The organism is Kitasatospora sp. NPDC023118 (assembly GCF_055560875.1).
The window spans coordinates 201,949-228,326 of record NZ_JBVHHW010000003.1 but is presented as its reverse complement, the minus strand read 5'-3'; the positions used below and the strand labels follow the sequence as shown (position 1 = coordinate 228,326).

The 26,378-nt window shown below is 73.8% G+C and carries 20 protein-coding genes; 11 read left to right on the top strand and 9 right to left on the bottom strand.

The annotated features are described in order from the left end of the window. Nucleotides 1-191: 191 nt before the first annotated feature. Nucleotides 192-884, top strand: a complete 693-nt coding sequence (locus ACZ3UD_RS05520; RefSeq protein WP_465582571.1) for a hypothetical protein — start codon at nt 192-194, stop codon at nt 882-884. Nucleotides 885-954: 70 nt separating this feature from the next. On the opposite strand, the gene ACZ3UD_RS05515 is transcribed toward ACZ3UD_RS05520, so the two are convergent. After that, entirely contained in the window at nt 955-3,732 is a 2,778-nt protein-coding gene (locus ACZ3UD_RS05515) for an ATP-binding SpoIIE family protein phosphatase (RefSeq protein ID WP_465582569.1), read from the bottom strand. Nucleotides 3,733-3,999: 267 nt separating this feature from the next. Between ACZ3UD_RS05515 and ACZ3UD_RS05510 the strand changes: the two genes are divergently transcribed. The 5 genes from ACZ3UD_RS05510 to ACZ3UD_RS05490 all read left to right on the top strand — a co-directional run bounded on the left by ACZ3UD_RS05510 (nt 4,000) and on the right by ACZ3UD_RS05490 (nt 10,270). Then, complete coding sequence (locus ACZ3UD_RS05510; RefSeq protein WP_465582567.1) at nt 4,000-5,214, top strand: rhodanese-like domain-containing protein; 1,215 nt, start codon at nt 4,000-4,002, stop codon at nt 5,212-5,214. 103 nt (nt 5,215-5,317) lie between these two features. Then, on the top strand, nt 5,318-6,001 hold the full coding sequence (locus ACZ3UD_RS05505; protein WP_465582565.1) for a DUF5819 family protein: 684 nt from the start codon (nt 5,318-5,320) through the stop codon (nt 5,999-6,001). 53 nt (nt 6,002-6,054) lie between these two features. Further along, complete coding sequence (locus tag ACZ3UD_RS05500; protein ID WP_465582563.1) at nt 6,055-7,359, top strand: HTTM domain-containing protein; 1,305 nt, start codon at nt 6,055-6,057, stop codon at nt 7,357-7,359. Nucleotides 7,360-7,368: 9 nt separating this feature from the next. Continuing rightward, a complete protein-coding gene (locus tag ACZ3UD_RS05495) occupies nt 7,369-9,480 on the top strand; it encodes an FUSC family protein (protein ID WP_465582561.1) in 2,112 nt (703 codons plus the stop codon). A gap of 40 nt (nt 9,481-9,520) precedes the next feature. Continuing rightward, complete coding sequence (locus ACZ3UD_RS05490; protein WP_465582838.1) at nt 9,521-10,270, top strand: TrmH family RNA methyltransferase; 750 nt, start codon at nt 9,521-9,523, stop codon at nt 10,268-10,270. A 247-nt stretch (nt 10,271-10,517) separates the two neighbouring features. Here the strand turns inward: ACZ3UD_RS05490 and ACZ3UD_RS05485 are convergent, their stop codons facing one another. The 4 genes from ACZ3UD_RS05485 to ACZ3UD_RS05470 all read right to left on the bottom strand — a co-directional run bounded on the left by ACZ3UD_RS05485 (nt 10,518) and on the right by ACZ3UD_RS05470 (nt 15,668). After that, on the bottom strand, nt 10,518-11,429 hold the full coding sequence (locus tag ACZ3UD_RS05485) for a pyridoxamine 5'-phosphate oxidase family protein (protein ID WP_465582559.1): 912 nt from the start codon (nt 11,427-11,429) through the stop codon (nt 10,518-10,520). Between the two features lie 48 nt (nt 11,430-11,477). Continuing rightward, nucleotides 11,478-11,948: a VOC family protein gene (locus ACZ3UD_RS05480; protein ID WP_465582557.1), complete on the bottom strand. Its 471-nt coding sequence runs from the start codon at nt 11,946-11,948 to the stop codon at nt 11,478-11,480. Nucleotides 11,949-12,151: 203 nt separating this feature from the next. After that, the gene (locus ACZ3UD_RS05475; RefSeq protein WP_465582555.1) at nt 12,152-13,186 is read right to left on the bottom strand and encodes an XRE family transcriptional regulator; all 1,035 of its coding nucleotides are present in this window, start codon (nt 13,184-13,186) and stop codon (nt 12,152-12,154) included. Between the two features lie 313 nt (nt 13,187-13,499). Next, nucleotides 13,500-15,668 (bottom strand): S53 family peptidase, encoded by a 2,169-nt coding sequence (locus tag ACZ3UD_RS05470; protein ID WP_465582553.1) that lies wholly within the window; start codon nt 15,666-15,668, stop codon nt 13,500-13,502. A 255-nt stretch (nt 15,669-15,923) separates the two neighbouring features. Between ACZ3UD_RS05470 and ACZ3UD_RS05465 the strand changes: the two genes are divergently transcribed. Continuing rightward, nucleotides 15,924-16,490, top strand: a complete 567-nt coding sequence (locus ACZ3UD_RS05465; RefSeq protein ID WP_465582551.1) for a CGNR zinc finger domain-containing protein — start codon at nt 15,924-15,926, stop codon at nt 16,488-16,490. A gap of 59 nt (nt 16,491-16,549) precedes the next feature. On the opposite strand, the gene ACZ3UD_RS05460 is transcribed toward ACZ3UD_RS05465, so the two are convergent. The 3 genes from ACZ3UD_RS05460 to ACZ3UD_RS05450 form a co-directional block, all read right to left on the bottom strand. Then, nucleotides 16,550-18,037, bottom strand: coding sequence for an FAD-dependent monooxygenase (locus tag ACZ3UD_RS05460; protein ID WP_465582549.1), 1,488 nt, complete (start codon nt 18,035-18,037; stop codon nt 16,550-16,552). A gap of 149 nt (nt 18,038-18,186) precedes the next feature. Next, nucleotides 18,187-19,887, bottom strand: coding sequence for a phenylacetic acid degradation protein PaaN (paaN, locus tag ACZ3UD_RS05455; protein WP_465582547.1), 1,701 nt, complete (start codon nt 19,885-19,887; stop codon nt 18,187-18,189). 151 nt (nt 19,888-20,038) lie between these two features. After that, nucleotides 20,039-21,304, bottom strand: coding sequence for a glycosyltransferase family 39 protein (locus ACZ3UD_RS05450; RefSeq protein WP_465582545.1), 1,266 nt, complete (start codon nt 21,302-21,304; stop codon nt 20,039-20,041). 147 nt (nt 21,305-21,451) lie between these two features. On the opposite strand from ACZ3UD_RS05450, the gene ACZ3UD_RS05445 reads away from it, so the two are divergent. Further along, nucleotides 21,452-22,036: a TetR/AcrR family transcriptional regulator gene (locus ACZ3UD_RS05445; RefSeq protein ID WP_465582543.1), complete on the top strand. Its 585-nt coding sequence runs from the start codon at nt 21,452-21,454 to the stop codon at nt 22,034-22,036. A gap of 20 nt (nt 22,037-22,056) precedes the next feature. Here ACZ3UD_RS05445 and ACZ3UD_RS05440 read toward each other — a convergent pair whose 3' ends face one another. Continuing rightward, a complete protein-coding gene (locus ACZ3UD_RS05440; RefSeq protein WP_072656332.1) occupies nt 22,057-22,503 on the bottom strand; it encodes an Lrp/AsnC family transcriptional regulator in 447 nt (148 codons plus the stop codon). Nucleotides 22,504-22,667: 164 nt separating this feature from the next. Here ACZ3UD_RS05440 and pdhA point away from each other — a divergent pair, with 164 nt between their 5' ends. The 3 genes from pdhA (at nt 22,668) to ACZ3UD_RS05425 (ending at nt 26,178) form a co-directional block, all read left to right on the top strand. Further along, on the top strand, nt 22,668-23,807 hold the full coding sequence (gene pdhA, locus ACZ3UD_RS05435; protein WP_465582541.1) for a pyruvate dehydrogenase (acetyl-transferring) E1 component subunit alpha: 1,140 nt from the start codon (nt 22,668-22,670) through the stop codon (nt 23,805-23,807). A gap of 77 nt (nt 23,808-23,884) precedes the next feature. Further along, entirely contained in the window at nt 23,885-24,847 is a 963-nt protein-coding gene (locus ACZ3UD_RS05430; protein ID WP_465582835.1) for an alpha-ketoacid dehydrogenase subunit beta, read from the top strand. Between the two features lie 5 nt (nt 24,848-24,852). After that, a complete protein-coding gene (locus ACZ3UD_RS05425) occupies nt 24,853-26,178 on the top strand; it encodes a dihydrolipoamide acetyltransferase family protein (protein WP_465582832.1) in 1,326 nt (441 codons plus the stop codon). Nucleotides 26,179-26,378 lie beyond the last annotated feature (200 nt).

Here is a 26,378-nt window from a genome sequence, read left to right as displayed (position 1 = left end):
ATGTGGATTTGTTAACTGGCTTCTAATGTTGGAGTGGCTGAGAAGTTCGGGGATTCATTCGGGGATTCAGGAGAAACGTTGTGATTCACAGGACCCACGCGGGGGGCGTGCGAAGGGGGCCGGTGGCGCTAGCCAGAACGGCCGCTGTCGCCGAGTGGGGAGCGTTGTACGCGACGGTCAGGGACGCGGTGGTGCGAAAGAAGTTCGCCGCGTTTCCGCTGGCCACGGCGGCGACGTTTCTGATCCTGCTGTTCAGTATCGTCCAGCACCTGCCGGGCGGCGAGCGGTTCGTCAACCACATCGGAGCGGTGCGGGCCGCGCTGCCGCTGGAGGTCACGCTGCTGCGGACCCCGATGTCGTTGTTCGTGCCGGCCCTGGACCTGCCGGTCTGGGGGGCGCTGGCCCAGGTGTTCGTGGTCTTCGCGATCGCCGAGGTCGTGCTCGGCCGGCGGATGACGCTGGTGGTCGCCTACGCCTGCACCCTGACGGGCACGCTGTACGCCCGGGTCGGGGTGGCGATCGGGCCGGGCCACCTGTTCGGCTTCCCGAAGTGGGTGGCCTACGTGCGGGACAGCGGGCCGTCGGCCGCGGTGGTGGCGCTGGCGATCTGCGTAGCGTTCCGCTGCCGGGCCTGGCTCACGGCCGCCCTGGTGGTGACCCTGATGGTCGGCGAGGCGATCGTGCTGCCGAACCTGGCCGGTCTGGAGCACGTGGTCGCGGTGGTCGCCGCGCTGCTGATCGCCGTCGCGGTCGAGGTCTACAGGGACTTCTGGCCGCGGGTGCTGACCGGGGTCGGCGCTGCCACCTCGGTGGCCGCGGTCGCCTCCCGGGAGGTCGCGGTGGAGGCCGGGCGGCGCCGTTCGGCCGGGGCCGCCATCCCCTGACGATCGCTTCATCGGTCGTGCCGGCCGCGTACGCCGACCCACTGGTCCGCAGTGTGTCCGTACGCGGCCGTCACGCGTGCGGGAGGGGGAGCTCGAACCAGACGACCTTCCCCACCGCCTTGCGGGCGGTGCCCCAGCGTTCGGCGAGCTTGGTGACCAGGGTGAGGCCGCGGCCGGTCTCGCCGAGCTGCTCGGCGGGTTCCAGCGAGGGCAGGTTGTGGTTGTCGTCGCTGACCTCGACCAGCAGCTTGTCCACCCGGATCAGCTGCAGCTGGACGGTGTCCCGGGCGACCCGGACGGCGTTCGTGACCAGCTCGCTGACCAGCAGCTCGGTGGTGTCGCTGAGCGCCTCCAGGTGCCAGGCGGCCAGCTGCTCGCGGACCAGTGAGCGGGCCCGGCGGACCTCGCGGTGGTCCACGGTGAGGTCCCAGGTGGCCACCTCGGACGGGGCGACCCCGTCGAAGCGGGCCACCAGCAGGGCGACGTCGTCCTTGCGGTCGTCCGTGTGCAGTCGGCGCAGCACCTCGTCGCAGGCCTGCTCGGGGCTCTGCTGCGGGTCGATCAGGTTGCCGCACAGCGCGGCCAGGCCGGCTCCTATGTCCCCGCCCCGCACCTCGACCAGGCCGTCGGTGCACAGCACCAGCATCGAGCCGTCCGAGACGTCGATGGTCTTGGCGACGAACGGCACCCCGCCGACGCCGATCGGCGCGCCGGCCGGGATCTCCAGCAGCTCGCCGGTGCCGTCCGGGTGCACCAGGACGGGCGGGACGTGCCCGGCGCTGGCCAGCTCGCAGGTGCGGTTGATCGGGTCGTAGACCGCGTACAGGCAGGTCGCCAGGTGGTCGTCGCCCAGCTTGTGGGCCAGGTTGTCCAGGTGGCGCAGCAGCTGGCCGGGCGGCAGGTCCAGGGCGGCGAGGGTCTGCATCGCGGTGCGGAAGCGGCCCATTGCGGCGGCGGAGTGGATGCCGTGGCCCATCACGTCGCCGACCACCAGGGCGACCCGGCTGCCGGGCAGCTGGATCGCGTCGAACCAGTCGCCGCCGACCTCGGCCTTGGGATCGCCCGGCAGGTAGCGGTGGGCGATCTGCACGCCGGGGATCTGCGGCGGGCGGGTCGGGATCATCGAGCGCTGCAGGGTGGTGGCGACCCGCGCCTCGGCGCGGTGCAGCCGGGCGTTGTCCAGCGACAGCGCGGCCCGTACCGCCAGCTCCTTGAGGGTGGCGGCGTCGCTCTCGTCGAAGGGGGCGCGGTCGGGCAGCCGGAGCAGTTTGAGAATGCCCAGCACGGTGCCCCGGGCGGACAGCGGCACCACCAGCATCGAGCGGCCGGAGACCACCGGGGCCAGCCGGGCGCCGCCGAGCGCGATCGCGTAGTCGACCGCGACGTCGTCGCTGACCACCGGGACCAGCACCGGCTGGTTCAGCTGCAGGGCCATCCCGGGCGGGGTCCGGCGGGGCATGCTGACCAGCGAGCCCTCGGGGAGCACGTGGTCCCAGGCGCCGCCGGTCTCGTTGAAGACCAGGGCGACCCGGCGCAGCATGGTGTCGTCGTCCGGCCTGGCGACCGGCAGCTCGGAGTCCGAGATCAGCCCGTCCACCAGGTCCACGCAGGCGAAGTCGGCGACCCGGGGGACCAGCACCTGGCACAGCTCGCGCGCGGTGAAGCCGAGGTCCAGGGTGGTGCCGACCTTGCCGCCGACCTCGTTCAGCAGGGCCAGCTGCTCGCCGGCTTGTCCGTTGGTGAGGAACGGGCCCAGTCGTCCGCTCGGCGGGCCCTCGGGGCCCTCGGGGCCGGCGGGGGCGGGGACGGTGCCGGACGGGGCCCGGTCGGCGCGGCGGGACGGGAGGTCCTTGGCGGACGACTCGACGGCGGCCTGCTGCTCGATGGTGGCTCCTCCTCCGATGGGTGGGGGGACCTCCCGGCCGGAGGCGGGGGGAGGGACGGACGGGACGCCCGCGGGGCCGCCGCCGACTGCGGCGGGGAGCTGGGCCGGTTCGCGTTGTTCGCGTTGTTCGCGCTGGACGGCCTCGCGCTGGACGGTCAGCGGGCCGGGCGGCCGGCGGCAGGGCGCGGACTGCTCGGGCTGCGGCGGGGGGCCGACCCGGGCGGCGCGCTGCTGGGGCGTCGGGTAGCGGCGGCCGAGGCCGGCGGCGGCGTGCGCGGCGCCGGTCTGCGGCTCGGAGGGCAGCACCGGCAGCACGGTGGCCGCGTCCAGCCGCAGGGCGGGCAGCCCGCCGTGGGCCACCGCCTCCAGCAGCGGCGCCCGCTGGGCGGCGGGCAGCAGCCGGGCCAGCGGCTCGGGCAGCCCGCCGACGGCGGGGGTGAGCGTCGCGGTCAGCCCGTGGAAGCCGCCCCGGGCGGCGGGAGCGGCGGCGAACGGCAGCAGCCGCTCGCCGAGCGCGAGCCGCGGCCCGGTGGTGCGCAGCGGGCGGGCGTCGGCGGCCAGCGCGAGCAGCCCGCCGGACGGGCCGGACAGCGGGTAGGCCCACCAGAGCACGTCGCGCTGGTGCTCCTCGCGGTCGTGCACGGTCAGCCGGCCGGCCCAGGGCCGGCCGTCGGCGGTCAGCTCGGCCAGGGTGTCGAGGGCGTCGCAGCGGCGGCGTACCGCGCAGCGGCCGAGCATCCGGGACTCCAGGGCGGGCAGCAGGCCGGAGGCGGGGCGGTCGGTGGCGGCCTCGGCGCGGTGCCCGAACAACTCCTCGGCGGCCCGGCTCCACTGGGCGATCCGTCCCGTCCGGTCGACCAGGACGAGGGCGAGCCGGACGAGGGCGGCCACCCCGCCCGGGTGGTCGCCCGGCGCGGTTCCGGCGCCCGCCGAACGCGGTGTGGAGTTGGAGTCGGCCACCATGGATTCGGTCTGCTCCCGCCTAGCCGCCACGCCTGGAGGCGGCCGTCTCTCCGGAGGAAGGCACGCTGTGCGGATACCAGCGAAGCACGGACCGGGCCGGACCCGACACCGAAACGGGGAGATTCATCAGGATCGGTTGCGTGTCACGTGCCGCGCGCCCCGCTTCACCCGGACGGGGCTTGCCCGCGCGACGGTAGGGTGGCAGGCCGGGCCGTCCCCGCGGCGGCTCCGCAGGACCCTGCCGGCCGGACGAGACAGAGGCGAGAAGTGAGCGCGCAGAGCCCCGTCCGCTGGACGGACCCGGAGCAGCAGGAGCTGGAGGAGCGGGTGGCCGCGGCCGAACTCGCCTGGCTCAGCATGGACGTGGACGTGCAGACGCTGCGGGTCGAGATCGACAACTTCGCCCTGATCCACCACCAGCTGCTCGGCCCGCTCTACGCCCGGCTGGACGAGCTGGACGCACTCGTCGCCGAGGCCGTCGCGGCCCGCACCGGACGGCCCGAGGACGTCCGACTGGCCGCCGAGGCGCGGCAGCGGGTCGAGGAGCTGCCGGACCTGGACGCGCTGTTCGACTCGGTGCGGGAGAAGTCCGGCGAGGAGCAGGCCGAGGCCGCCCCGCCGCCCGCCGCGCCTCGCCGGGTGAAGCCGGGGAAGCAGGCCCAGCGGGTCTACCGCGAGCTGGTCCGCCGCGCCCACCCCGACCTGAGCACCGACCCGGCCGAGCAGCAGCGCCGGGCGGCCTTCCTGGTCCGGGTCAACGAGGCCTACGCGGACGGGGACGCCGCCGCGCTGGAGGGCCTGGCCGCAGAGTGGTCCACCGCGCCGGAGGCCGCGCCCGCCCTCGACTCCCCCGACCGGCTGGGCTGGCTGCGCCGCCGGCTGGACTGGCTGACCGCCAAGATCGCCGAGACCGCCACCGAGCAGGTCCGGCTGGAGCAGACCCCGATGGGCCAGCTGCTCGCCCTCGCCCCACAGGACCCGGACCGGCTGCTGGAGCAGCTCGCCGAGGAACTGCTCGCCAAGGCCGCCGCGCAGCAGGCCGAGCTGGAACGGCTGTTGGGTACCCACTCGGCGGTGCCGGTGGGCGAGAATGGCACGGACCCGACCTTCCGCCAGCCTCCGGCCGGGCGGTACCCCCACCAGGAGAGCCACACGATGTTCGCGCAGATCCCCACCACCGACGCCGCCTCCGTCCCGGCCGACGCCGCCCTGCTGGACGTGCGCGAGCAGGACGAGTGGGACGCCGGCCACGTGGACGGCGCGCTGCACATCCCGATCGGCGAGGTGATCGCCCGGATCGGCGAGCTGCCCGACACGAAGCTGTACGTGCTCTGCCGGGTCGGCGGCCGCTCCGCGCAGGTCGTCCAGTACCTGGTCCAGCAGGGCCGGGACGCGGTGAACGTGGACGGCGGGATGTACGCCTGGGAGGGCGCTGGCCGTCCGATGGTCAGCAGCACCGGCCAGGCGGCCTTCGTCCTGTAGGTCCCGTTCGGGGGTTGGGCCATGCCGGACAGGCCTTGGGGCAGGATGGGCGCGCGACGCGCCGGTACGGGGCCGGCGGAGCGCCGGTCGGGCGGGGGAGGCCATGACGGAGACCACGGATCGGCCTGCCACCCGGGGGGACCTCCCGGCCGAAGGCCCGGGGAGGGTCTGGTCGAAGCCCGCGCAGCTCGTCCTCGGCCTCGCCGGGGCGGTGCTGGTGGGTGGCACCGGGCTGTTCCTGAGCGCGGTGTTCCTGCACGTGGCGCCCCCCAACTCGCTGTCCCGGCAGTACCGGGACCAGGTCGACGGTGTGGTGTACCCGGAGTTCGAGCAGAACTGGAAGCTGTTCGCTCCCAACCCGCTGCAGCAGAACATCAGCGTGGACGCCCGGGTGCGCACCGTCGCCGACGGCGCAACCACCCATACCCGTGACTGGACCGGGCTGACCGCGCAGGACCTCGCCGCGATCCGGGGCAACCCCGCGCCCAGCCACGCCGACCAGAACCTGCTGCGCCGCGCCTGGGACTTCTACGACGGCTCGCACGACCAGGACGAGAAGCAGACCAACCCGCGCGGCCGGCTCGCCGAGCAGTACCTCAAGCGGATCGCGCTGCAGCGGATCGGGCGGGAGGTGGACGGCGAGCGGGTCCTGGAGATCGAGTTCCGGGTGACCTCGACCACCGTCCCGCCGCCGTCCTGGAGCGGTGAGGCCGCGCCGCCCGCGCCCAAGGTGCGGGAGCTGCCGTGGTGGCCGGTCGGGGACGAGGACTACCGGGGGCTCGGGTGAGCGAGGTGTCGGCGCGGGCTCCGCAGCCGGTGGAGCCCGCGGAGCCGCGGTCGGTGGAGGCCGTGGAGCCGCCACTGTCGGACCGCGTCCCGCGGCAGGGCGGGCAGCCGCCCGTCCCGGTGGTGGTGCCGCGCGGGCCGGGGGCGGTGCTCGGGCGGGCGATGGAGGCCTTCACCGGGCGGGTGCTCGGACGGCACCAGGCCGCGGTGGTGCGGATCGGCTTCGGGCTGGTCTGGCTCGCCTACCTGCTGCGCGAGTGGCCCAACCGGCGGGTGCTGTACGGCGACCGCTCGCCCTGGTCGATGGCGCTCGCCCAGCGGCTGCTGGCCGACACCGGGGCGTTCACCGTGCTGCCCTGGTTCGGCGGGCGGCTCTGGTTCGAGCTGGTCTACCACCTGTCCGTGCTGGCCGCCCTGGCGGTGCTGCTGGGCTGGCGGACCCGGGCGGGCACGGTGCTGTTCCTGGTCACCGTGCTGTCGCTGCAGAACCGCAGCGTCCTGCTCGGCGACGGCGGGGACAACGTCGTCCACCTGATGGCGGTCTACCTGGTCTTCACCCGCTGCGCCGAGGTCTGGTCGCTGGACGCCCGGCGGGCCCGGGCCGGTCGGTCCGGCCGGTCCAGGTGGTCTGGGTGGTCTGGGTGGTCCGAGTGGTCCGGGGTGGGGCTGTGGGCGCTGCTCGGCGCGGTACTGGCGGCCTGTCAGTTCGGTGACTTCTCCGGCGACAGCCTGACCTGGACCAGCCCGACCTTCCCGTACCTGGGCTGGTCGCCGCTGTTCTGGGGGCTCTGGGCGGTGGCCGGGATCTGGTGGGCGCTCGGGCGGCTGCGGCCGGACGGCGAGCCGCGGGCGGTGCTCGACGCGCTGGCGAACATGGTGCACAACTGCGCGCTGCTGGTGATCGCCGCCGAGGTGGTGCTGATCTACGCGACGGCCGGCTGGTACAAGGTGCAGGGCTCGCGCTGGCAGGACGGCACCGCGCTGTACTACCCGCTGCACCTGGACTACTTCAGCCCCTGGCCGGGGCTGTCGGCGCTGGTCGGCTCGGCGCTGCTGCCGGTGTTCCTGATCTCGTACGGCACGGTGATCCTGCAGGTCGCCTTCCCGTTCACGCTGGTCAACCGGCGGGTCAAGAACGTGCTGCTGGTGGTGATGATGGTTGAGCACGTGGGGATCGCGGTGGTGCTCGGGCTGCCGGTGTTCTCGCTCGCGATGGTCGCGGCGGACGCGGTGTTCCTGCCGACCGGCGCCCTGCTCTGGGTGGCGGCGCGGCTCGGGCGGATCGGACCGGGCAGGTCCCTCGGATCCGTCAGGGGCATCGGCTCCACCCGGCGCGAGCGCGGGGGGCCCGCCACCTAGGATGTCGCTATGTCCTGGTTCGCCGCCCTTCGTGACACCGCGCGGACCGGACTCACCCTGGACCGGGCGCTCACCGACCCCAAGCGGGCCGCGCGCGGGGCGGTCGCCGTGGCGCTGGTGCTGTTCCCGACTCTGGCACTCGGCGGGGTCCCGCTCGCCACCTCGGCCGCGATGGGGGCGTTCATCGCCGGCTCGGCCACCTTCCAGCGCAGCTTCCGGCCCCGGGCCAGCCTCGCCGTCGCGGCCGGGTTCGGACTCGGCGTCAGCACCTTCCTCGGCTACCTGGCCGCCGGGGTCACCGGACTGTTCCCGGTGCTGCTCGCGGTGTGGGCCTTCGGCGCCGGGCTCGCCTGGGCGATCGGGCCGACCGCCGGGGTGGTCGCGGCCAACACCCTCTCGGTGATGCTGATCGTCCTCCAGCTGCCGGTCAGCGCGTTCACCGCGCTCGGCCACGGACTGGTCGCCGCGCTCGGCGGGATCGTCCAGGCCGTCGTCATCACCCTGTGGCCGATCGGGAGTTGGACCCGCCAGCGGGGCGCCCTCGCCGACACCTACGCCGAACTCGCCGACTACGCACGCCGGTTGCGGCAGGACCAGACCGCGCAGGTGGACCCGGCGCCGTTCATGACCGCCCGGTACGCCGCCGCCCTGACCCCCTGGCAGGACCGCCACCGGCCGCCCGAACTGCGCGGCCTGCGCGGCCTCGCCGAACGCATCCGGCCCACCCTCGCCGCGCTCGCCGACCCCAAGGTGGGCGCCCCCGGGGAAGGACCGGAGCGCGACCGGGCCCGCGAGGTGCTGGCGGCCTCCGCCGAGGTGATGGACGCCCTCGCCCGGGCGATCCGCACCGGCGACCCGGTCCGGATCCCCCGCTCGGCGCCCACCCTCACCCTCGTCCGGCCCGACGAGGGGGCACGGCTGCGGGGCGCGGCCGGGCGCTCCGCCCGACGGCTCGGCGGACTGCTGCGCAAGGCCGCGGACACACTGGACCGCAGCGACGAGGACACCATCACCACCCCCGTGGTCGGGGCCGGCGGGGCGCTGCACAAGCCGTCCATCGTCCGGATGCTGCCGGTCGCGGCGCGGGCCGTACGGCGGCAGCTGCAGCCGCGCTCGGCGATCTTCCAGCACGCCGTACGGCTGGCCGGGGTCGTCACCGTCGCCTACCTGCTGGCCCGGCTGGCCGGGTTCCACCACGGGTACTGGGCACCGATGACCGCCGCGATGGTGATGCGGCCGGACTTCGCCCAGACGTACAGCCGGGGCGTCGCCCGGCTGGCCGGGACGGTCGTCGGGGTCGCCGCCTCCACGCTGGTGGTGCAGCTCGCCCACCCCGGGGAATGGGTGCTGGCCGCGCTCGCGGTGCTGTGCATCGGCGGGGCGTACCTCGCGTTCCGGACCGGGTACGCGCTGACCACGGTCGGGATCTCCTCGTACGTGGTGTTCCTGCTCGGGCTGCAGGCGGGCGACCCGTTGGCGACGGCCTTCGAACGGGTCGGGCTGACACTGCTCGGCGGGTCGGTCGCGCTGCTGACGTACGCGTTGTTCCCCACCTGGCAGACCGCGCGGCTCGGGGAGCGGCTCGCCGAATGGCTGGCGGCGGCCGGGCGGTACGCGGCGGCGGTGGTCGCCTGCTACGAGCAGCCGGCGGCGCCCCGGGGGCGGGTGGTGCGGTCGGCGCTGCTGGACTCGCGGGAGGCGCGGTCCGAGCTGATCCAGGCCATGCAGCGGGCCGACGCCGAACCGGGGCGGCACGAGTCCGGGTTGACCGGGGTGAGCCGGCGCCAGATCGACCGGGCCCGGGCGGCGGTCGGACACCTCGGGCGGGCGGCGGTGCTGCTGGAGGCGCACCTGCCGGCCGCCGACGCGGATCCCGTGCCGGGGGCGGCGGAGTACGCGGAGGAGCTGCGGCTGGCGACGGCGCTGGCGGCGGGGGCGCTGCTGACGGGGCGACCGGTGGAGTTCGGGGCCGTGCGGGAAGCGCAGGCGCGGTTGGAGGAGCGGCTGGCGCAGGTGCCGGCGGGGGTGCAGCGGGATGTGGTGCGGGCGGGGACGCGGTTGCTGGGGGTGGCTTTGCGGGATCTGGAGCGGGCTCTGCGGGGGAGTTCGGAGGGGCGGTAGGCGTGGGGTCTGTTGTGTGGGGGGTGGGAGCATGAGCAGCATGGATGAGGAGCTGGTGCGGGCGTGGCGGACGGCTGAGCGGGAGCCGGGGGCGGTGCTGTTGGACGGGTTCCACGCGCTGAAGCACGCGCTGCGCTTCGGTGGTGACGTCCGCCGGGTGCTGACGGCCGACCGGGCGGCGCTGCTGGAGCTCGCCGCCGAGCTGGCCGAGGACGTCGTCCCGGCGTTGGACGGGCTCGCGGTGGAGCTGCCGGAGGCCCGGCTGCGGACGCTGGTGCCCCGGCCGCACCCGACCGGGGTGATCGCGCTGGCCGTCCGGCCGTCCGCCGACGCCAACCGGGCGGTGCTGGCGCACCGGCCGCGCAGGGCGCCGGTGGTGCTGCTGGAGAACCCGCGCAACCTGGGCAACGTCGGGGCGGTGATCCGGCTGGCGGCCGGGTTCGGCGCCACCGGGGTGGTGACCACCGGTGATCTGGACCCCTGGCACCCGACGGTGCTGCGCGGCAGCGCGGGCCTGCACTTCGCGACCGCCGTCGAGCGGCTGAGCCTGCCGGAGCTGCCCGCAGGGCCGCTGTACGTGCTGGACCCGGAGGGCGCGGACATCCGGGACCTGCCGTTCCCGGACGACGCGCTGCTCGCCTTCGGCACCGAGCGGCACGGCGTCTCGGCGGAGCTCAAGGCCCGCGCCGACCAGCTGGTCGCGGTGCCGATGCAGCCGGGGGTGTCCAGTTTCAACCTGGCGACCAGCGTCGCGATGGGCCTGTTCCACTGGCGGTCCGGCAAGCGCTGAGGAAGGGGCGTCAGGAGAACGGCCTGCGCCAGGTGTCCGGGCCGGGGCCGAAGTGCTGCGCGCCCGGGAAGACGGGGGGCAGTCGGTGGTGAGGGCGGCAGCGGGTCTGCGCCCGCTGGATGATCCGGGCCCGGGTGACGGACTCGGCGGCGAAGGAGCGGGAGCCGGGTGCCTGGCCGTAGAGGCCGCTGACCTCGCCCTGGGGGCGGGGCGGAGCAGGTGGTGCCGGTACGAACCCGACGGCGGCTCAGCGCGGGTTGGCGGGCGAGTACTCGGGATCGGTCCAGGTCAGCGGCGTGGCGTCGACGAGTTCCAGCACGCCGGTGACGGTCAGTTCGACCATCCGCTCGGCGCCCGGGGCGGACTCCCGGGCCTGCTCGGACCAGTCGGCGCGGGCCTCGCCGGTGACCAGCAGCGCCCCGCCGGTCTCCCAGTCGGGCAGCAGCAGGCCGGCCCGCGGGTCCAGCTCCAGGTTTCCGAGCGTCATGAACATGCTGTTCCCCCGGTACTCCGGCCAGCGCACCCGGTCCGGCCCGACCGCCTCCAGGAAGCCGGGGAAGCCGCCGCGGTGCGAGGCGTCCACGCTGCCGTCCGGGCCGGCGGTGGCGATGAAGAAGGTGTCCGCGGTGGCCACGGCCAGCTGCTGCGCCATGGACAGCACCGGGCCGGCGGCGACCGCGCGGGGCGCGCCCGCGTCCGGGCGGTCCAACGGGGTGCGGCGCTGGATGTACTTCGGGCAGTTGGAGACCACCTCCTCGGCGTGGACCGTCAGCCCGCCCCGGCCGTCCGGCGCCGAGCGGCCGTTGAGCCGCATCCGGCGGCGGCCGGCCGGGTCCAGGGCGATGGTGCCGACCCGGGCCGGGCGGGCCAGCGCCTCGGCCAGCGGGTCGGCCCCGGCCGGGCGGGCGGCGACCGCCATCGTCTGCTCGTCCGCGGCCCGCAGGAAGCCGGCCGGGCCGGCCAGCTGGGTGGCCCAGATCCGGCCGTCGAGGTCGGCGGCGCCGACCACCAGCGTCCGCCGTTCGGCGAGGAAGCGGGCGGCGACCGCCGGGACGGTGCTGCGGATCGACCGACCGGCGTGGTCGGCCCGTTCGGTCAGGCCGGCCCGGGCCTGGGCGGCCCGCTCGCCGGCGTGGTACGGCGTGCTGACGGTCGTCATGGCGTGCTCCCCTCGGCTCGGTGGCGGCGGTCTGCGCTCGGTGTCGGCTTAGAAGAAGCCGCAGGTCGGGGCGTCGGTGGTGGGTGCCTCGGCGTCGGTCCCGTCGACCCCGGTGCGGGTGTAGACCTCCAGCCGGATGCCGTCCGGGTCGGAGAAGAAGATGCCGCCGGAGGCCGAGCCCTCGCCGTGCGGGACGACGCCGTCGTAGGCGAACTCGGCGCCCAGCTCGCGCAGCAGCTGCTCGGTGGCGCGGACCTCGTCGAGGCTCTCCACCTCGAAGGAGAGGTGGTGCAGGCCGGGGGTCGCGGTGGAGAAGGTGCCGGTGCTCTGCTGCCAGAGGGTGACCACCAGGCGGCCGTCGCGGCCGAGCAGGGCGTAGCGGCGCTCGGGGTCGGTGCCCTCGTGGGCGAGCTGGAGGCCGAGGACGGCGCGGTAGAAGTCGATCGAGCGGGTCAGGTCGGTGACGTTCAGGCCCACGTGGCCGGTCTGCAGGGTGCGGAGCAGGGTGGTGCTGGACATGCCTGGTCACTCCCGTGGCTGGGGCGGTCCGGCGAGGCTCCTGCCTAACCGGTACTCATGAGAGTAAGGGTTAGATGATGGAGCGTCAACCAGTTCTCCGGGGTGAAGGGGTTAGGTTTTCCGGGGCGGGAACGCGAGAGCCCCGTAGGACCTGACGGTCCGACGGGGCTGCGGGGCTGCGGGGCTTGGGGGTGGGAAGGCGGCTACGCCCACTCCCAGCGGATGCCGATGTGGCCCGGCTGCTGGTCCGGGGCCAGCACGTGGGCGCTCGCCGAGGCGCCGATCCACAGCTGTTCGCGGCGGTGGTCGACGTCGGCGCCCGGCTCGCGGTCGTAGCGCTCGCAGTGCACCGGGACGGCTGCCGGGTCGAAGTGCACCTGGAGCACGTACTCGCGCACCTGGGTGGCGAAGCGGCGGCTGTACTCCGTGGTCGGGCCGCCCGGCGGGATCTCCACCTCGTACTCGAAGACCGTGCTGTCGCCGAGCCCGAGCGGGCGGTCCAGCATCAGCTCGGCGACGGTCAGCCCGACCTCCGGGCGGCGGCGGACCCGGCCCAGCCGGCCGTGCCGCACCGAGGTGATCTCCGGGCAGCCGGTGGCTTCCTCGTCGGCCTTGTGCACGACCAGGCAGCGGCCGACGCCGCCGACCGTGGCGCGCACCACCTGGCGCATCCGGAGCAGGTTGGCGCGCCGCTCGGCGTCCACGTAGTACGAGTCGTGGATGCTGAGCCGCTCCAGCTCGCCGACCGGCGGGGCGTCCAGCTCGGCGAAGATCGCGGCGATCTCCTGCTCGCCCGGCCAGACGTCCTCCAGCCCGAGGTGGCTGATGCTGGCGGCGGCGGCCCAGCGGCCGCGCGGGCGCGGCGGGCCGAGCAGCGAGGAGAGCGAGCTGTGCGGCAGGCCGAGCAGTTCCTCCAGCAGGTGGACGGCGCGCAGCGAGCTGGCCCGCTCGGGCTGGCTGCGCCCGCGGCGCCAGTAACTCAGGGTCGTCACACTGACTCTGACGCCGCGCCCGGCGAGCGCCGCGCGGATCCGGTCCAGGCTGAGGCCGCTGGCCTCGATGGCCAGGTGCAGGGCGTCCGCGAAGCCGCCGGTCACGCCGGGGCGTCCGGCGGACGGCACGGGGGTCGCGGCCGGGGCCGCAGGTGCGGGGACGGGCGGGTCGGGACGCTCCGTACGCTCCGTACGCGATCCGACCAGCCGCAGCCGTGCGGCGTCCTGAGGCTGCTGTGCGGCCATGCGGTGACCCTCCCCACCAGGTGAGTTCGGTGGCACCGGGCCGGCGCCGAGGCGCGCCGCCAGCGGCTTCACCGAGCTTTGGGGAACCCTATGCACGGTCGAGAGGCTACGTCATCAGTCGCGCGTATGACAGTGGTCACGACAGGTCGACCAGATGGTTATCGATCTTGAAACAGTCCGGAAACACGACCGGAACCCGGGAGGGCGGAAGGCGCGAACCGGGACGGAAACGGACACCGCCGGGGCGGGCCGTGTCGGCGCCGCCCCGGCGGGGGTCTCGGTGGTGCTGCTCGGTGGAGCTACCGGCCGGTGATCACTTGACGTTCAGCGCGGCGTCGTCGATCACGAAGCTGGTCTGGTTGGAGCCGTCCTCGGTGCCGGTGAACTTGAGGGTCACGGTCTGGCCGGCGAAGGAGGTCAGGTCCACCGTCTGCTGGACGTAGCCGGAGGCCGCGTTCACGTTGGACCAGGTCTTCAGCGTGGTGTTGTTGGCCTGCAGGGTCAGCGTGTCGTACGCGGTGCCGCCGGTCTCCGCGGTGTCGATGTGCAGCCAGAAGGTGAGGGTGGCGGAGGCGCAGCCGGTCGGGACCGAGACGGTCTGCGACAGGGTGTCGGTGTGGGTGCTGCCGTAGCCGTCCAGCCAGGCCTTCCAGCTGCCCGAGTGGGCCGGCTGCGAGGAGCTGTTGTCGACGACGCCCGAGGAGGTGGTCCACGGGGCGGCGGTGCCGGACTCGAAGCCGCCGTTGCCGATCAGCTGGGCGGCGGTGCAGCCGCCGGTGGGCGGCGGGGTGGTGCCGCTGCTACCGCCGAGCAGGGCGGTGGTCAGGGCGTCGGCGACCGGGGAGCCCCAGCCGGTGACCTGGTCGTAGCCGGCGCGGGCGGAGAAGTCCTGGTTGGCGCCGGTGGTCACGTCGTGGAACGTGCTGCCGTAGTTGCTGCTGTTGGCGACCGAGTACAGGCGGGGGCTGGCCTCGCCGAGGACCGGCTGCCCGGCGGCCTTGGCCTTCTGGTTGAACTGGGCCGCGTAGCCGGACCACAGCGGGGCGGCCGCGCTGGTGCCGCCGTAGACCTGCCAGGCGCCGCCGGTGTAGATCGCGAAGCCGCTCTGCGGGTCGGCGTTGGAGGCGACGTCCGGGACGGTGCGCATGGTGCCGCTGACGCCGGTGCCGGTCTGCCAGCTCGGCTTGCTGAACACGGTGGAGACGCCGCCGCCGGCGGTGCTCCAGGCGCTCTCCGAGGAGTAGGTGTTGCTGCTGGTGACCTTGAGGTTGGTGCCGCCGACACCGGTCTGGTGCGGGCTGGACGCCGGGAAGTCGACGGCCTTGACGGTCGAGCCGCTGGTGGAGCGGGTGCAGTCGCGCGAGCCGTCGTCGCCGGAGGCGGAGAAGATCGAGATGCCCTGGGCGGCGGCCTGCTTGAAGGCGTTGTCGACCGCGGTCATCGAGGAGGCGGTGGTGTCCGGCTCGCAGGAGCCCCAGGAGATCGAGATGACCGAGGCCTTGTTGTCGGCCACGATCTTGTTGGCCATGTCGATCTCGCCCTGGTCGTTGTTGGGGGCCTCGTAGATCAGCTGGGTGGCCTTGGGGGCGGCGCCGCGGACGATCTCGCTGTCCAGCTCGACCTCGCCCTCGCCCTCGCCGGGCGCGGAGTCGTAGTTGGCGCCGTCCACCGAGACGGTGGAGACGGCCGGGCCGGTCAGGCCGTACTGCGCGTCGTAGGTGGTCAGGTCCGAGGACTTGTAGCCGTCGAACTCCCAGAGGGCGACCGTCGTGCCGGTGCCGTCGGCGCCGGTCTTGTTCAGGTTGTAGGCGCCGGTGTACTGGGCCGGGCTCGTGCCGCTCGGGGTGGCGGAGGCGGTGTTCGGGGTGACCGCGTTCGGCTTGGCCAGGTGGGTCTTGCGCACCGCGTGGTTGTCCAGGCCGCTCACGCCCTGGACCACGGTGGCCAGGTCGGAGGGGATCGAGGCGGCGTCGTCGTTGGCGAAGAACGCGCGCTGCGACTGCGGGTCGACGTAGGAGCTCTCGTGGGTGCCGAAGGCCTGCGAGATCTGCGCGGTGGTGCCGTGGGCGTTGACCACCTGGCGGTTGGCGCTGACGTCGCCGACGGTCAGGCCCTGCGCGGTCAGGTAGGCCTTGACCTTCTCGACGTCCTGCTGGGCCGGGCCGAACTGGGCGGAGAACTGCTCGGGCGTCAGGTACTTGCCGAACTGCGGCGAGCCGGGCGTGGTGACCGCGGTGAGGAAGCGGTCCAGGGCGTCGGCGTTGCGCAGCTTCAGGTTGACGGCCACCGAGATCTGCTGCTCGGCCGGGACGTCGCCCTTCTTCTCCGAGTGGGCCACCGCGGGGTTCACGGTGTTCGGCAGGGCGACGCGCGGGGTGGCGTGGGGGGCGGGGGCGGCCTGCGCGGTGGAGACACCGAGCGAGACGGCGGTCAGCGGCAGGACGGCTATCGCCGCGGCGAGGGCAAGGGTGCGGGGGCGCAACGGATCCTCCTCTGGCCGGCTGTGGGGGCCGGCAAGGGGCCAGTGCGTTCCGGGGTAGAACGCTGGCTAGAACATGACAGGAAAAGTCCGTTGATTGGATCATGATCAAGTAATTCGTTGCTAAAAAACAGTCAACTGTGGATCCCAGGACGGCCGGTGATTCCATACAGTGAATGGCCGGAATTCCGGCACCGGTCCATACCAATTCGCGGTGCGGGGCGCGGACGTAGAATCGGTCGGATCCGAGGGAGAGGGATGACTGACGTGACGGCAGACCCGAGGGACCCCCGACCGCTGACCGGCGAGCCGCTCGCGCTCGACCTGCTCAACACTCGCTGGACCGGGACGCCCGTCAACGATCTGCTCACCGGCGTCGAGGAGTACGGGATCTGGCTCTCCAGCAACGGGCTGAGCGGGCGCTGCGCGGCCGACGAGGCCGGGCTGGCGGCGATCCGCGAGACCCGCGAGGCGATCCGGCTGGCCGCCCAAGACGCCAGTGAACAGGGCGAGTTGAGCCTACGGGCGCGCGAGGGACTGGACGCGGTGCTGGTGCACGGACGGATCCGGCGGACGGCCGGACCGGGCGGGGCCGAGGACCGGGTGGAGGCCGACCGGCCGGAGTGGCTGGCGCCCTGGCTGGCGGCGGACGACTTCCTGACGCTGCTCGGACAGGGCGCGCACCGGGTGAAGCAGTGCGCACACGAGGCGTGCATTCTGCATTTCTTCGACGCCTCGCAGAACGGCCGCCGGCGGTGGTGCCGGATGGCGGTCTGCGGGAACCGGGCGAAGGCGGCGCGGCACTATGTGAAGGCGCGGGGTTAAGGGACGACCGAACGAAGGGTCGGCGGGTGCGGCGAGGTGCCGCACCCGCCGACCGCGTGTCAGACCGCGCCCAGCCAGGTGGTGAGGGCGTCCCTCAGCTCGCCCTGGCCGGGGTCGACGGCGGCCCAGGCGACGTAGCCGTCCGGGCGGATCAGCAGGACGGTGTCGGCCAGCTTGCCGTGCGGGTCGGCGGGGGCGGCGGAGACCATGCGGTCCGCCCAGGGCTCGGCGGCGGCCAGCTCGTCATTGCTGACCAGTACGAACCGCCCGGCGCGCAGCGCCTCGTAGAGCCGCTCGGGACCGGCCGGGGCGCCCTCCTCGGGCTTGCTCAGCGCGGTCAGCCGCAGGTCCGGGACGCGCTTGCCGACCTGCGGGTGGGCGCCCTTGGGGGCCGGGTAGGAGGTCTCGATGCCGGAGACCAGCCGGGCGCCGCGCTCGCTCAGCAGGTCGAGGTGGCTGCCGAGCGCGGTGAGCGCCCCGCGCAGGGCGCGGGTGGGGGCGGACTCGGCGAGGGCGATCCGGATCAGCGCGCCGGAGGTGCGCAGCACCGTCTTGCCGACCGGGTGCCGCTCGGTCTGGTAGGTGTCCAGCAGCGCGTCGGTGGCCCGGCCCTGGAGGGCGGCGGCGAGCTTCCAGGAGAGGTTGGCGGCGTCCTGGAGGCCGGTGTTCATGCCCTGGCCGCCGGCCGGGGAGTGGCAGTGGGCGGCGTCGCCGGCCAGGAAGACCCGGCCGGAGCGGTAGTTGGGGGCCTGGCGCTCGTCGCTGTGGAAGGTGGAGCTCCACCGCACGTCGTGCAGGCCGTAGTCCTCGCCCTGGGTGGCCAGGACGATCGCGGTGAGCTGCTCGGGGGTGGGGGTGGCGCCGTCGGTGTGGTGCTCGTTGCGGTCCCAGGCGATGACCCGGTACCAGCCGTCGCCGAACGGGGCGATGAAGGAGAAGCCGCTCTTGTTGGCGCCGACGGCGATCGCGTCGGCGGGCTCGCGCTCCAGCCGGACGTCGGCCAGCAGCACGGATTCGACGACGGCCTCACCGGGGAAGGGGATGCCGAGCAGGTCGCGGACCGCGGAGCGGACGCCGTCGGTGCCGACCGCGTACCGGGCGCGGTGGGTCTGCCCGTCGCGGGTCTCCAGGGTGACGCCCTCGGCGTCCTGGCGCAGTCCGGTGACCTCGGCGCCGCGCACGATCGTGGCGCCCGCCTTCTCGGCGCGGTCCTGGAGCAGCCGTTCGACGTTGTACTGCGGGGTGATCAGGACGAACGGGAAGCGGGTGGGCAGCGGGCTGAGGTCGATCGCGACCCGGTTGAACATCCGCAGCGAGTCGAGCGGGCGGCCGGTGGCGATGAGCTCGTCGGCCAGTCCCCGGGCGTCCAGCAGTTCCAGGCTGCGGGCGTGCACGGCGAAGGCGCGGGTCAGGTTGGACTCGGCGGTGCGCTTCTCCAGGACGGTGACGCCGACTCCGGCGGCGGCGAGGTCGCCGGCCAGCAGCAGTCCGGTCGGTCCGGCACCGACGATGACGACGTCGGTCTCGGGCGTCGGCTTCACGGCCATGTATCAGCTCCCGTTGTTCGGAGGGCGGTTGGACGCCGTTTCCGGCGCTCTCCCAGCCTCCATCATCCCGGGCCCGACGATCGCTGTGAACCGCCGGTCCCCCGGTGGCCGATGACCACCGGGGGACCGGGTGCCGCCCGTGCGCCGGCTCAGCTGTGCCGGCGGATCTCCACCGTGCGGAACCGGTTGGCGACGAAGGCGCCGTCGCAGTAGGCCGAGTTGGCGGCCGGGTTGGCGCCGGTGCCGTGCAGGTCGGAGAAGGCGGCGGTCTGGTTGGGGTAGACGCCGCCGGTGAGGTTGAGCGAGAGCGAGACGCCGGCGTCCAGCGCGGCCTCGACCAGCAGGGCCTCCACCTCGGGCGAGGTGGTGTAGCCGGAGGCGGTCATCGCGCCCTTCTCCCGGACGGTGGTGCGCAGCAGCTCCACGGCGGCGGGGGTGGACTCGACGGCGACGGCGAAGGAGACCGGGCCGAAGCACTCGCTGCGGAACACCGAGCGGTCGTCCGGCTTGTCGGCGTTGAGCTTGATCAGCGCGGGGGTGCGGACGGTCGCGCCGGGGAAGTCGGGCGAGGTCACCGCGCGCGGGGCGAGGGCGAGTTCGCCGTACTCGCCGCCGGCCGCGGCGGCCGAGCGCTGCAGCACGCCCGGGTTGACCACGGCGCCGAGGATGGCGGCGGCGCGGGCGTCGTCGGAGAGCAGGCCCTCGATGGCGGCGGCGAGGTCGGAGACCACCTGGTCGAAGGACTTGTCGCCCTGGTCGGTGCCGATGCCGCCGCGCGGGATCAGCAGGTTCTGCGGGGTGGTGCACATCTGGCCGCTGTAGAGCGAGAGCGCGAAGGCCAGGTTGCCGAGCATGCCCTTGTAGTCGTCGGTGGAGTCGATCACCACCGCGTTGACGCCGGCCTTCTCGGTGTAGACCTGCGCCTGCTTGGCGTGCTCCTCCAGCCAGTCGCCGAAGGCGGTCGAGCCGGTGTAGTCGATCATCTTGATCTCGGGCCGCACGGCGAGGGTCTGGGCGACGGTGCCGCCCTCGTGCTCGGCGGCGAGGCAGACCAGGTTGGGGTCGAAGCCGGCCTCGGTGAGCACCTCGCGGGCGATCGCGACGGTCAGCGCGAGCGGCAGCACGGCCCGCGGGTGCGGCTTGACCAGCACCGGGTTGCCGGTGGCCAGCGAGGCGAACAGGCCCGGGTAGCCGTTCCAGGTGGGGAAGGTGTTGCAGCCGATGAGCAGCGCGAGGCCGCGCGGCACGACGGTGAACTCCTTGGTCATCACCAGCGGCTCGCGCTTGCCCTGCGGCTTGGTCCAGCCGGCCTGCTTGGGCAGCCGGGTCTGCTCGGCGTAGGCGTAGGTGACGGCCTCCAGGCCGCGGTCCTGGGCGTGCGGGCCGCCGGCCTGGAAGGCCATGCCGTAGGCCTGGCCGGTGGTGTGCATGACGGCCTGGGCGAACTCGTGCGAGCGGGCGTTGATCCGGTGCAGGATCTCCAGGCAGACGGCGGCGCGCTCCAGCGGCGAGGCGGCGGCCCAGCCGGGCTGGGCGGCGCGCATCGCGGCGATCAGCGCGTCCGGGTCGGCGTGCGGGTAGGTGATGCCCAGCTCGACGCCGTACGGGGAGGCCTCGCCGCCGACCTGGTCGCCGTCGGTGGGGTGGCCGTCGATGGCGAAGGGCCTGCCGAGCAGGGCGTCGAAGGCGGCCTTGCCGTCCGCCGGGCCGGTCTCGCCGTAGGCCTTCGGGAACTCGGGGTACGGGGACCAGTAGTCGCGCTTCGCGGCGGCGGCGAGCGCGGCGTCCAGGGTGGCCTGGTGGCGCTCGACCAGCTCGCTGACGAGGGGGTGGGTGACCGCTGCGGACATCTGTGCGCTCCTCAGGGGGGAGGACGGGACACGTCACAGAGTAACCGAACGATCGGTCGGCTCAAGAGGGTGCAGGGGTCGGATTCCGGCAGAAAATGCAGGGGGCGCGTCCTCGGCGGACGCGCCCCCTGCTGCTTCGTGCGCGTCGTGGTTACGGCACGCCGAGCTCGAAGAGCACGTACCCGGCGTACCAGCCGGAGGCGACCGCGCCGGTGCCCAGCACGGCGGCCAGCACCGGCCAGCTGAGCTTGCGCATCCCCACCGCGAGCGCGATGAACAGCGGGAACGCCGGCAGCAGGTAGCGCGAGACGTTGCCGAAGATGCCCAGGCTGCCGAGCACCGAGACGATCGTGGCCAGCGTGTAGGCGGTCAGCACCAGCGGCGGGCGCAGCCGGATCAGCAGCACGATCAGCACCGGCAGGCTGAACACGATCAGGGTGGCCAGCAGGTCCGGCACCGGGAAGGCGAAGGGGTAGTCGCCGCGGCCCAGCAGCACGCCGCGGATCGAGTGCCAGGTGCCCTGGCCCCAGTCGAAGTAGTGCAGCCAGGCGTCGTGCTGCAGCCGGAAGTAGCCGCCCCACTCGCCGGTCCGCCAGCCCACCCAGGCCACGTAGCCGAGCAGGCCGACCGGGGCCAGCAGCATCGCCGCCAGCGGGCGCGGCACGCCGCTCTCCCGCCGGTACAGCTCGACCAGCGCGGCCAGGCCGACCGCGCCGATCAGCGCCGCCGAGGTCGGCCGGTTGAGCCCGGCGATCAGGGTGATCGCCCCGGCCGTGACCCACTGCTTGGTCATCACGAAGTAGCAGGCCCAGGCGGCCAGCGCGACGAACAGGGAGTCCGAGTAGACCGCCCACTCGGCGCCCGAGCCCGGGGCGATCGCCCAGATCCCGGCGGCGATCACGCCCGCCCGGGGGCCGGACATCTTCTCCACCACGGCGTAGATCCCGGCGGCGGCGAACAGCGAGGCCAGGATCGAGACCAGCATCCCGGCACCGTACGGGCCGAGCCCGGTGACGTCCGAGGTCAGCCGCATCAGGCCCGGGTAGAGCGGGAAGAAGGCGGCCGAGTTCTGCTCGATGGTGAAGCCGGGCTGCCCGCCCGGGACCGGGATCAGCGCCGGGTGGTAGCCGAACTGCGCGACCTGCTGGTACCACCAGCCGTCCCAGCTGGCCAGCACGTCCCAGGTGTTGGCGCCGCCGCCGAACCGGGCCGGCTTCTTGGCGTAGTCCCCGGCGAAGGAGAGCAGCTTCATGAACACGGTGAAGCCGATCAGCTTGAGCGCCGCGTAGCACCACACGGCCGGGCCGAAGCGGACCACCAGCGCGCGGGCGCGCTCCTGCCAGGTGCCCGGGACGCGCTCCGGCTCCTCGCTGCGCTGCTCGGGCACGTCGGAGGAGACTGCCGGTATTGCGTTCATCAGCGGTGGACCCCAGCCTGCTGGACGTGGACGATCGTCCGCCGAAGTCTAGGCGGTCCGTACCGGGCCGGGCATGGACCGAGCGGCCCGGCACGGACCGGCCGACCCGATCGCGTGGGGTCCGGGGCGGCCGGGGATACTCGGAGGATGGCCGATCACACCACGCGCACCGCCTACACCGTCGAGTCACTGCTCGCGGTGACCGTCGACGTGTTCAACGAGCGCGGTTACGACGGCACCTCGATGGAGGACCTGTCCCGGGCGGCCGGGATTTCCAAGTCCTCCATCTACCACCACGTCCGTGGCAAGGAGGAGCTGCTGCGGCTGGCCGTGGGGCGGGCACTGGACGGGCTGTTCGCGATCCTGGCCGAGCCGGCCGCGGTGCAGGGGCCTGCGGTGGAGCGGCTGGAGCACGTGGTGCGGCGCACCGCCGAGGTGCTGCTGGCGGAGCTGCCGTACGTGACGCTGCTGCTGCGGGTGCGTGGCAACACGGCCACCGAACTGTGGGCGCTGGAGCGCCGGCGGGACTTCGACCACCAGGTCGCCGAGCTGCTGCGGGCGGCGGTCGCGGACGGCGCGCTGCGCGCGGACGTGGAGCCGCGGCTGGCCACCCGGCTGCTGTTCGGGATGATCAACTCGATCGTGGAGTGGTACCGGCCGGGGCTGAAGGCGGCCGACGGGGTCGCGGACGCGGTGGTGCACCTGGCCTTCGACGGGCTGCGGGCGCGCTGACCGCTTGATCCGCTGATCCCTCAATCCGGCGGGACCTGGTCCGTCTCCTCGAACACCAGCATGGTTCGTGTACCAAGCACCTGCGGGATGGACTGGATCCGGTTGAGCACCAGCTCCCGCAGGGCGTGGTTGTCGGCGGTGTGCACCAGCAGCAGCACGTCGAAGTCCCCGCCGACCAGGGCGATGTGGGCGACCCCGGGCAGCTCCAGCAACTGCTCGCGCACGGTGCGCCAGGAGTTCTGGACGATCTTCAGGGTGATGTACGCGGACGCGCCCTGACCGGCCCGTTCGTGGTCCACCCTGGCAGTGAAGCCGCGAATGATGCCGTCCTCGACCATCCTGGAGATCCGGGCGTACGCATTGGCCCGGGACACGTGGACCCGCTCGGCCACCGAGCGGATCGAGGCGCGACCGTCCTGCTGCAGCAGTCGCAGGATCGACCGGTCGACCCGGTCGAGTCTGGACATCTGTTCAGCCGACATGACCCCCCACCCTCACCGATTGGACGCACTGCCACCAGTCGACCCCCGCACAGGCCGAATGTCCACCACCTTGTCACGGTTCTGGTCAAGATGAACAGACGACCGAACAATCGGTAGGGAGCCCCCGCCACCCCAGGAGGTGCCCCGAGATGACCGTTCTCGACCACAGACACCACACCGCGGTGCCCGGCTGGCTGCCCGGGGCCACCGCCCCGCGCACCGATCCGGCCCCGCTCCTCCCGGACGTCTCCCCCGTCCGGGTGCTCGGCACCCCCGCGCTGGAGAAGTACGACCCGGCGCTGCTGCGCGAGCTCTACCGCCGCCTGGTGGTCGGCCGCCGCTACAACCAGCAGGCCACCACCCTCACCAAGCAGGGCCGCCTCGCCGTCTACCCCGCCTCCACCGGCCAGGAGGCCTGCCAGGTCGCCGCCGCGCTGGTGCTCGGCGAGCGCGACTGGCTCTTCCCCAGCTACCGCGACACCCTCGCCGTGGTCTCCCGGGGCGTCGACCCGCTGGAGGCGCTGACCCTGCTGCGCGGCAACGCCCACACCGGCTACGACCCGCGCGCCAGCCGCACCGCCCCGCTCTGCACCCCGCTCGGCACCCAGGCGCCGCACGCCGTCGGACTGGCGCACGCCGCCCGGCTGCGCGGCGAGCCGGTGGTCGCGCTGGCCATGCTCGGCGACGGCGGCACCAGCGAGGGCGACTTCCACGAGGCACTGAACTTCGCGGCCGTGCTCCGGGCCCCGGTGGTCTTCCTGGTGCAGAACAACGGCTACGCCATCTCCGTCCCGCTCAGCGCCCAGTCCGCCGCGCCCAGCCTGGCCCACAAGGCCGTCGGCTACGGCATGCCCGGCCGGCTGGTCGACGGCAACGACGCCCCCGCGCTGCACTCCGTGCTCGGCGAGGCGGTCGAGCGGGCCCGCGGCGGCGAGGGTCCGACCCTGATCGAGGCGCTGACCTACCGGATCGAGGCCCACACCAACGCCGACGACGCCACCCGCTACCGCACCGAGCCCGAGGTCGCCGCCTGGCGGGAGCACGACCCGATCCTGCTGATGGAGCGCGCGCTGCGCGAACTCGACGTGCTGGACGACCGGTTGGTGCAGGAGGCGGCGGACGAGGCGGAGGCGCTGGCGGCCCGGATGCGGGCCGAGTTCCACGCCGACCCGGAGCTCGACCCGATGGCGCTGTTCGCCCACGTCTACGCCGAGCCGACCCCGCAACTGCGGGAGCAGGCCGCCCAGTTGTCCGCCGAGCTGGCCGCCGAGGCCGAGGTGCAGCACTGATGTCCTCCCACCCGTCGCCCGCCCCCACCCTCGGCCGAGCCGCTGCGCGGCACCCCTCCGGTGTGCACACCGCGTCGATGGCGCAGGCGCTCAACTCCGCACTGCGGGACGCCATGCGCGAGGACCCGACGGTGCACGTGCTCGGCGAGGACGTCGGCCGGCTCGGCGGCGTCTTCCGGATCACCGACGGGCTCACCGCCGAGTTCGGCCCCGAGCGCTGCCTGGACACCCCGCTGGCCGAGGCCGGCATCCTCGGCACCGCGATCGGCATGGCGATGTACGGGCTGCGCCCGGTGGTCGAGATGCAGTTCGACGCCTTCGCCTACCCGGCGCTGGAACAGCTGTTCTCGCACGTCGCCAAGATGCGCAACCGTACGGCGGGCAGGCTCCCGCTGCCGATCACCGTGCGCATCCCCTACGGCGGCGGCATCGGCGGCGTCGAGCACCACAGCGACGCCTCCGAGGCCTACTACACCAGCACCCCGGGCCTGCACGTGGTCACCCCGGGGACGGTGGCGGACGCGTACGGGCTGCTGCGCGCCTCGATCGCCTCCGACGACCCGGTGGTGTTCCTGGAGCCCAAGCGGCTCTACTGGGGCAAGGCCGAGTTCGACCCGGCCGCGCCGGTCGAGCCGATCGGCCGGGCCGTGCTGCGGCGCACCGGAACCTCCGCCGTACTGATCACCTACGGCCCCTCGCTGCCGGTCTGCCTGGAGGCGGCCGAGGCGGCGAAGGCCGAGGGCTGGGACCTCGCGGTGCTGGACCTGCGCACCCTGGTGCCCTTCGACGACGAGACGGTCACCCGGGTGGTGCGCTCGATCGGCCGGGCCGTGGTGGTGCACGAGGCGAGCGGCTTCGGCGGCACCGGAGCGGAGATCGCCGCGCGGGTCACCGAGCGCTGCTTCCACCACCTGGCCGCGCCCGTGGTGCGGGTCACCGGCTTCGACATCCCGTACCCGCCGCCGATGCTGGAGCACCACCACCTCCCCGGGGTGGACCGGATCCTGGACGCGGTCGCCCGGCTGCAGTGGGAGGACTGAGGATGATGCCCGTCGTACGGGAGTTCAGGCTGCCCGACCTCGGTGAGGGACTCACCGGGGCGGAGGTGGTTCGCTGGATGGTCGAGGTCGGCGAGGTGATCGCGGTCGACCAGCCGGTGGTGGAGGTCGAGACGGCCAAGGCCGTGGTGGAGGTGCCCTGCCCGTACGGCGGGGTGGTCACCGCGCGGTACGGCGAGCTCGGCGAGGAGATCGCCGTGGGCGCGCCGCTGGTGACGGTCGCGGTCGCGGCGGCGCCGACGGAAGGAGCCCTTCCCGAGGCGCCGGCCGCCGCGCTCGCCGCTGAGGTCGAGCGGCCGTTGGTGGGGTACGGGGTCGTCGAGAGCAAGGGCGGGCGGCGGCGCCGGGTCGGGGCTGCGGCTCCGGCCGCTGCCGCGCCGGTTGCGGTCGCCGCTGCTCCGGCTCCTGCCGCGCCCGCCGTACCCTCCGCTCCGGCCGCTCCGGCCGTGGTGCCGGTGATCTCGCCGCTGGTGCGGCGGCTGGCCCGGGAGCAGGGGGTCGACCTGGCCGCGCTCGCCGGGAGCGGGCCGGACGGGCTGATCATGCGCGCGGACGTCGAACGGGCGGTCGCGGCCAAGGTGGCGGCTCCGACGGTCGCCGCGCCCGCCGTCGCTCCGGCGGCTCAGGAGGGTGTCGTCCCGCTGCGCGGACTGCGCAAGGCGGTGGCCGAGAAGCTCAGCCGCAGCCACCGGGAGATCCCCGCCGCGACCTGCTGGGTGGACGTCGACGCCACCGAACTGATGGCGCTGCGGCGGAAGTTGAACGCGACGCCGGGCCCGAAGGTGAGCGTGCTGGCGTTGCTGGCCCGGATCTGCACGGTCGCGCTGGCGCGCTTCCCCGAGCTCAACTCCAGTGTGACCGAGGACGGTTCGGGCATCGTCCGGCATTCGGCGGTGCACCTGGGCTTCGCGGCACAGGGCGAACGCGGCCTGGTCGTCCCAGTGGTGCGGGACGCGCACGCCCGCAGCACCGAGCAGCTCGGCGAGGAGCTGGGCCGGTTGACCGAGGCGGCCCGCAAGGGCTCGCTCACCCCGGCCGAACTGACCGGCGGCACCTTCACGTTGAACAACTACGGGGTGTTCGGTGTGGACGGCTCCACCCCGATCCTCAACCACCCCGAGGCGGCGATGCTCGGGGTCGGCCGGATCGTGGCCAAACCCTGGGTGCTCGGCGGGGAGCTGGCGGTGCGCGAGGTGACGCAGCTGTCGTTCACCTTCGACCACCGGGTCTGCGACGGCGGGACGGCCGGTGGGTTCCTGCGCTTCGTCGCGGACTGCGTCGAGCAGCCGGGGATGCTGCTGCGGCAGCTGTGAGCGGGCAGCTGTGAGCAGATGGATCTGATCAGGCCGGGGGGCCTGATCAGCGCGGGGTCGCCCTGGGTGTGCTGCTCGGCACTCAGGGCGACCGCCGATCGAGCGAGAGTAGCGCGTTCCCGGGCCGGGTGTCCGGGCTTCGCGTGATTCGTCGGATGAGCACTTCGGGCGTGCCACGCTGCCTAGGCGTCAGCAGAGAC

What these genes read in the sequence shown, in the direction of transcription:
- ACZ3UD_RS05515 (WP_465582569.1), bottom strand. Translation starts at nt 3,732, where the DNA reads ATGGTGGCCGACTCCAACTCCACACCGCGTTCGGCGGGCGCCGGAACC.
- ACZ3UD_RS05505 (WP_465582565.1), top strand. Translation starts at nt 5,318, where the DNA reads ATGACGGAGACCACGGATCGGCCTGCCACCCGGGGGGACCTCCCGGCC.
- ACZ3UD_RS05495 (WP_465582561.1), top strand. Translation starts at nt 7,369, where the DNA reads ATGTCCTGGTTCGCCGCCCTTCGTGACACCGCGCGGACCGGACTCACC.
- ACZ3UD_RS05490 (WP_465582838.1), top strand. Translation starts at nt 9,521, where the DNA reads ATGGATGAGGAGCTGGTGCGGGCGTGGCGGACGGCTGAGCGGGAGCCG.
- ACZ3UD_RS05485 (WP_465582559.1), bottom strand. Translation starts at nt 11,429, where the DNA reads ATGACGACCGTCAGCACGCCGTACCACGCCGGCGAGCGGGCCGCCCAG.
- ACZ3UD_RS05480 (WP_465582557.1), bottom strand. Translation starts at nt 11,948, where the DNA reads ATGTCCAGCACCACCCTGCTCCGCACCCTGCAGACCGGCCACGTGGGC.
- ACZ3UD_RS05475 (WP_465582555.1), bottom strand. Translation starts at nt 13,186, where the DNA reads ATGGCCGCACAGCAGCCTCAGGACGCCGCACGGCTGCGGCTGGTCGGA.
- ACZ3UD_RS05465 (WP_465582551.1), top strand. Translation starts at nt 15,924, where the DNA reads ATGACTGACGTGACGGCAGACCCGAGGGACCCCCGACCGCTGACCGGC.
- ACZ3UD_RS05460 (WP_465582549.1), bottom strand. Translation starts at nt 18,037, where the DNA reads ATGGCCGTGAAGCCGACGCCCGAGACCGACGTCGTCATCGTCGGTGCC.
- paaN (WP_465582547.1), bottom strand. Translation starts at nt 19,887, where the DNA reads ATGTCCGCAGCGGTCACCCACCCCCTCGTCAGCGAGCTGGTCGAGCGC.
- ACZ3UD_RS05450 (WP_465582545.1), bottom strand. Translation starts at nt 21,304, where the DNA reads ATGAACGCAATACCGGCAGTCTCCTCCGACGTGCCCGAGCAGCGCAGC.
- ACZ3UD_RS05445 (WP_465582543.1), top strand. Translation starts at nt 21,452, where the DNA reads ATGGCCGATCACACCACGCGCACCGCCTACACCGTCGAGTCACTGCTC.
- ACZ3UD_RS05440 (WP_072656332.1), bottom strand. Translation starts at nt 22,503, where the DNA reads ATGTCCAGACTCGACCGGGTCGACCGGTCGATCCTGCGACTGCTGCAG.
- pdhA (WP_465582541.1), top strand. Translation starts at nt 22,668, where the DNA reads ATGACCGTTCTCGACCACAGACACCACACCGCGGTGCCCGGCTGGCTG.
- ACZ3UD_RS05430 (WP_465582835.1), top strand. Translation starts at nt 23,885, where the DNA reads ATGGCGCAGGCGCTCAACTCCGCACTGCGGGACGCCATGCGCGAGGAC.
- ACZ3UD_RS05425 (WP_465582832.1), top strand. Translation starts at nt 24,853, where the DNA reads ATGCCCGTCGTACGGGAGTTCAGGCTGCCCGACCTCGGTGAGGGACTC.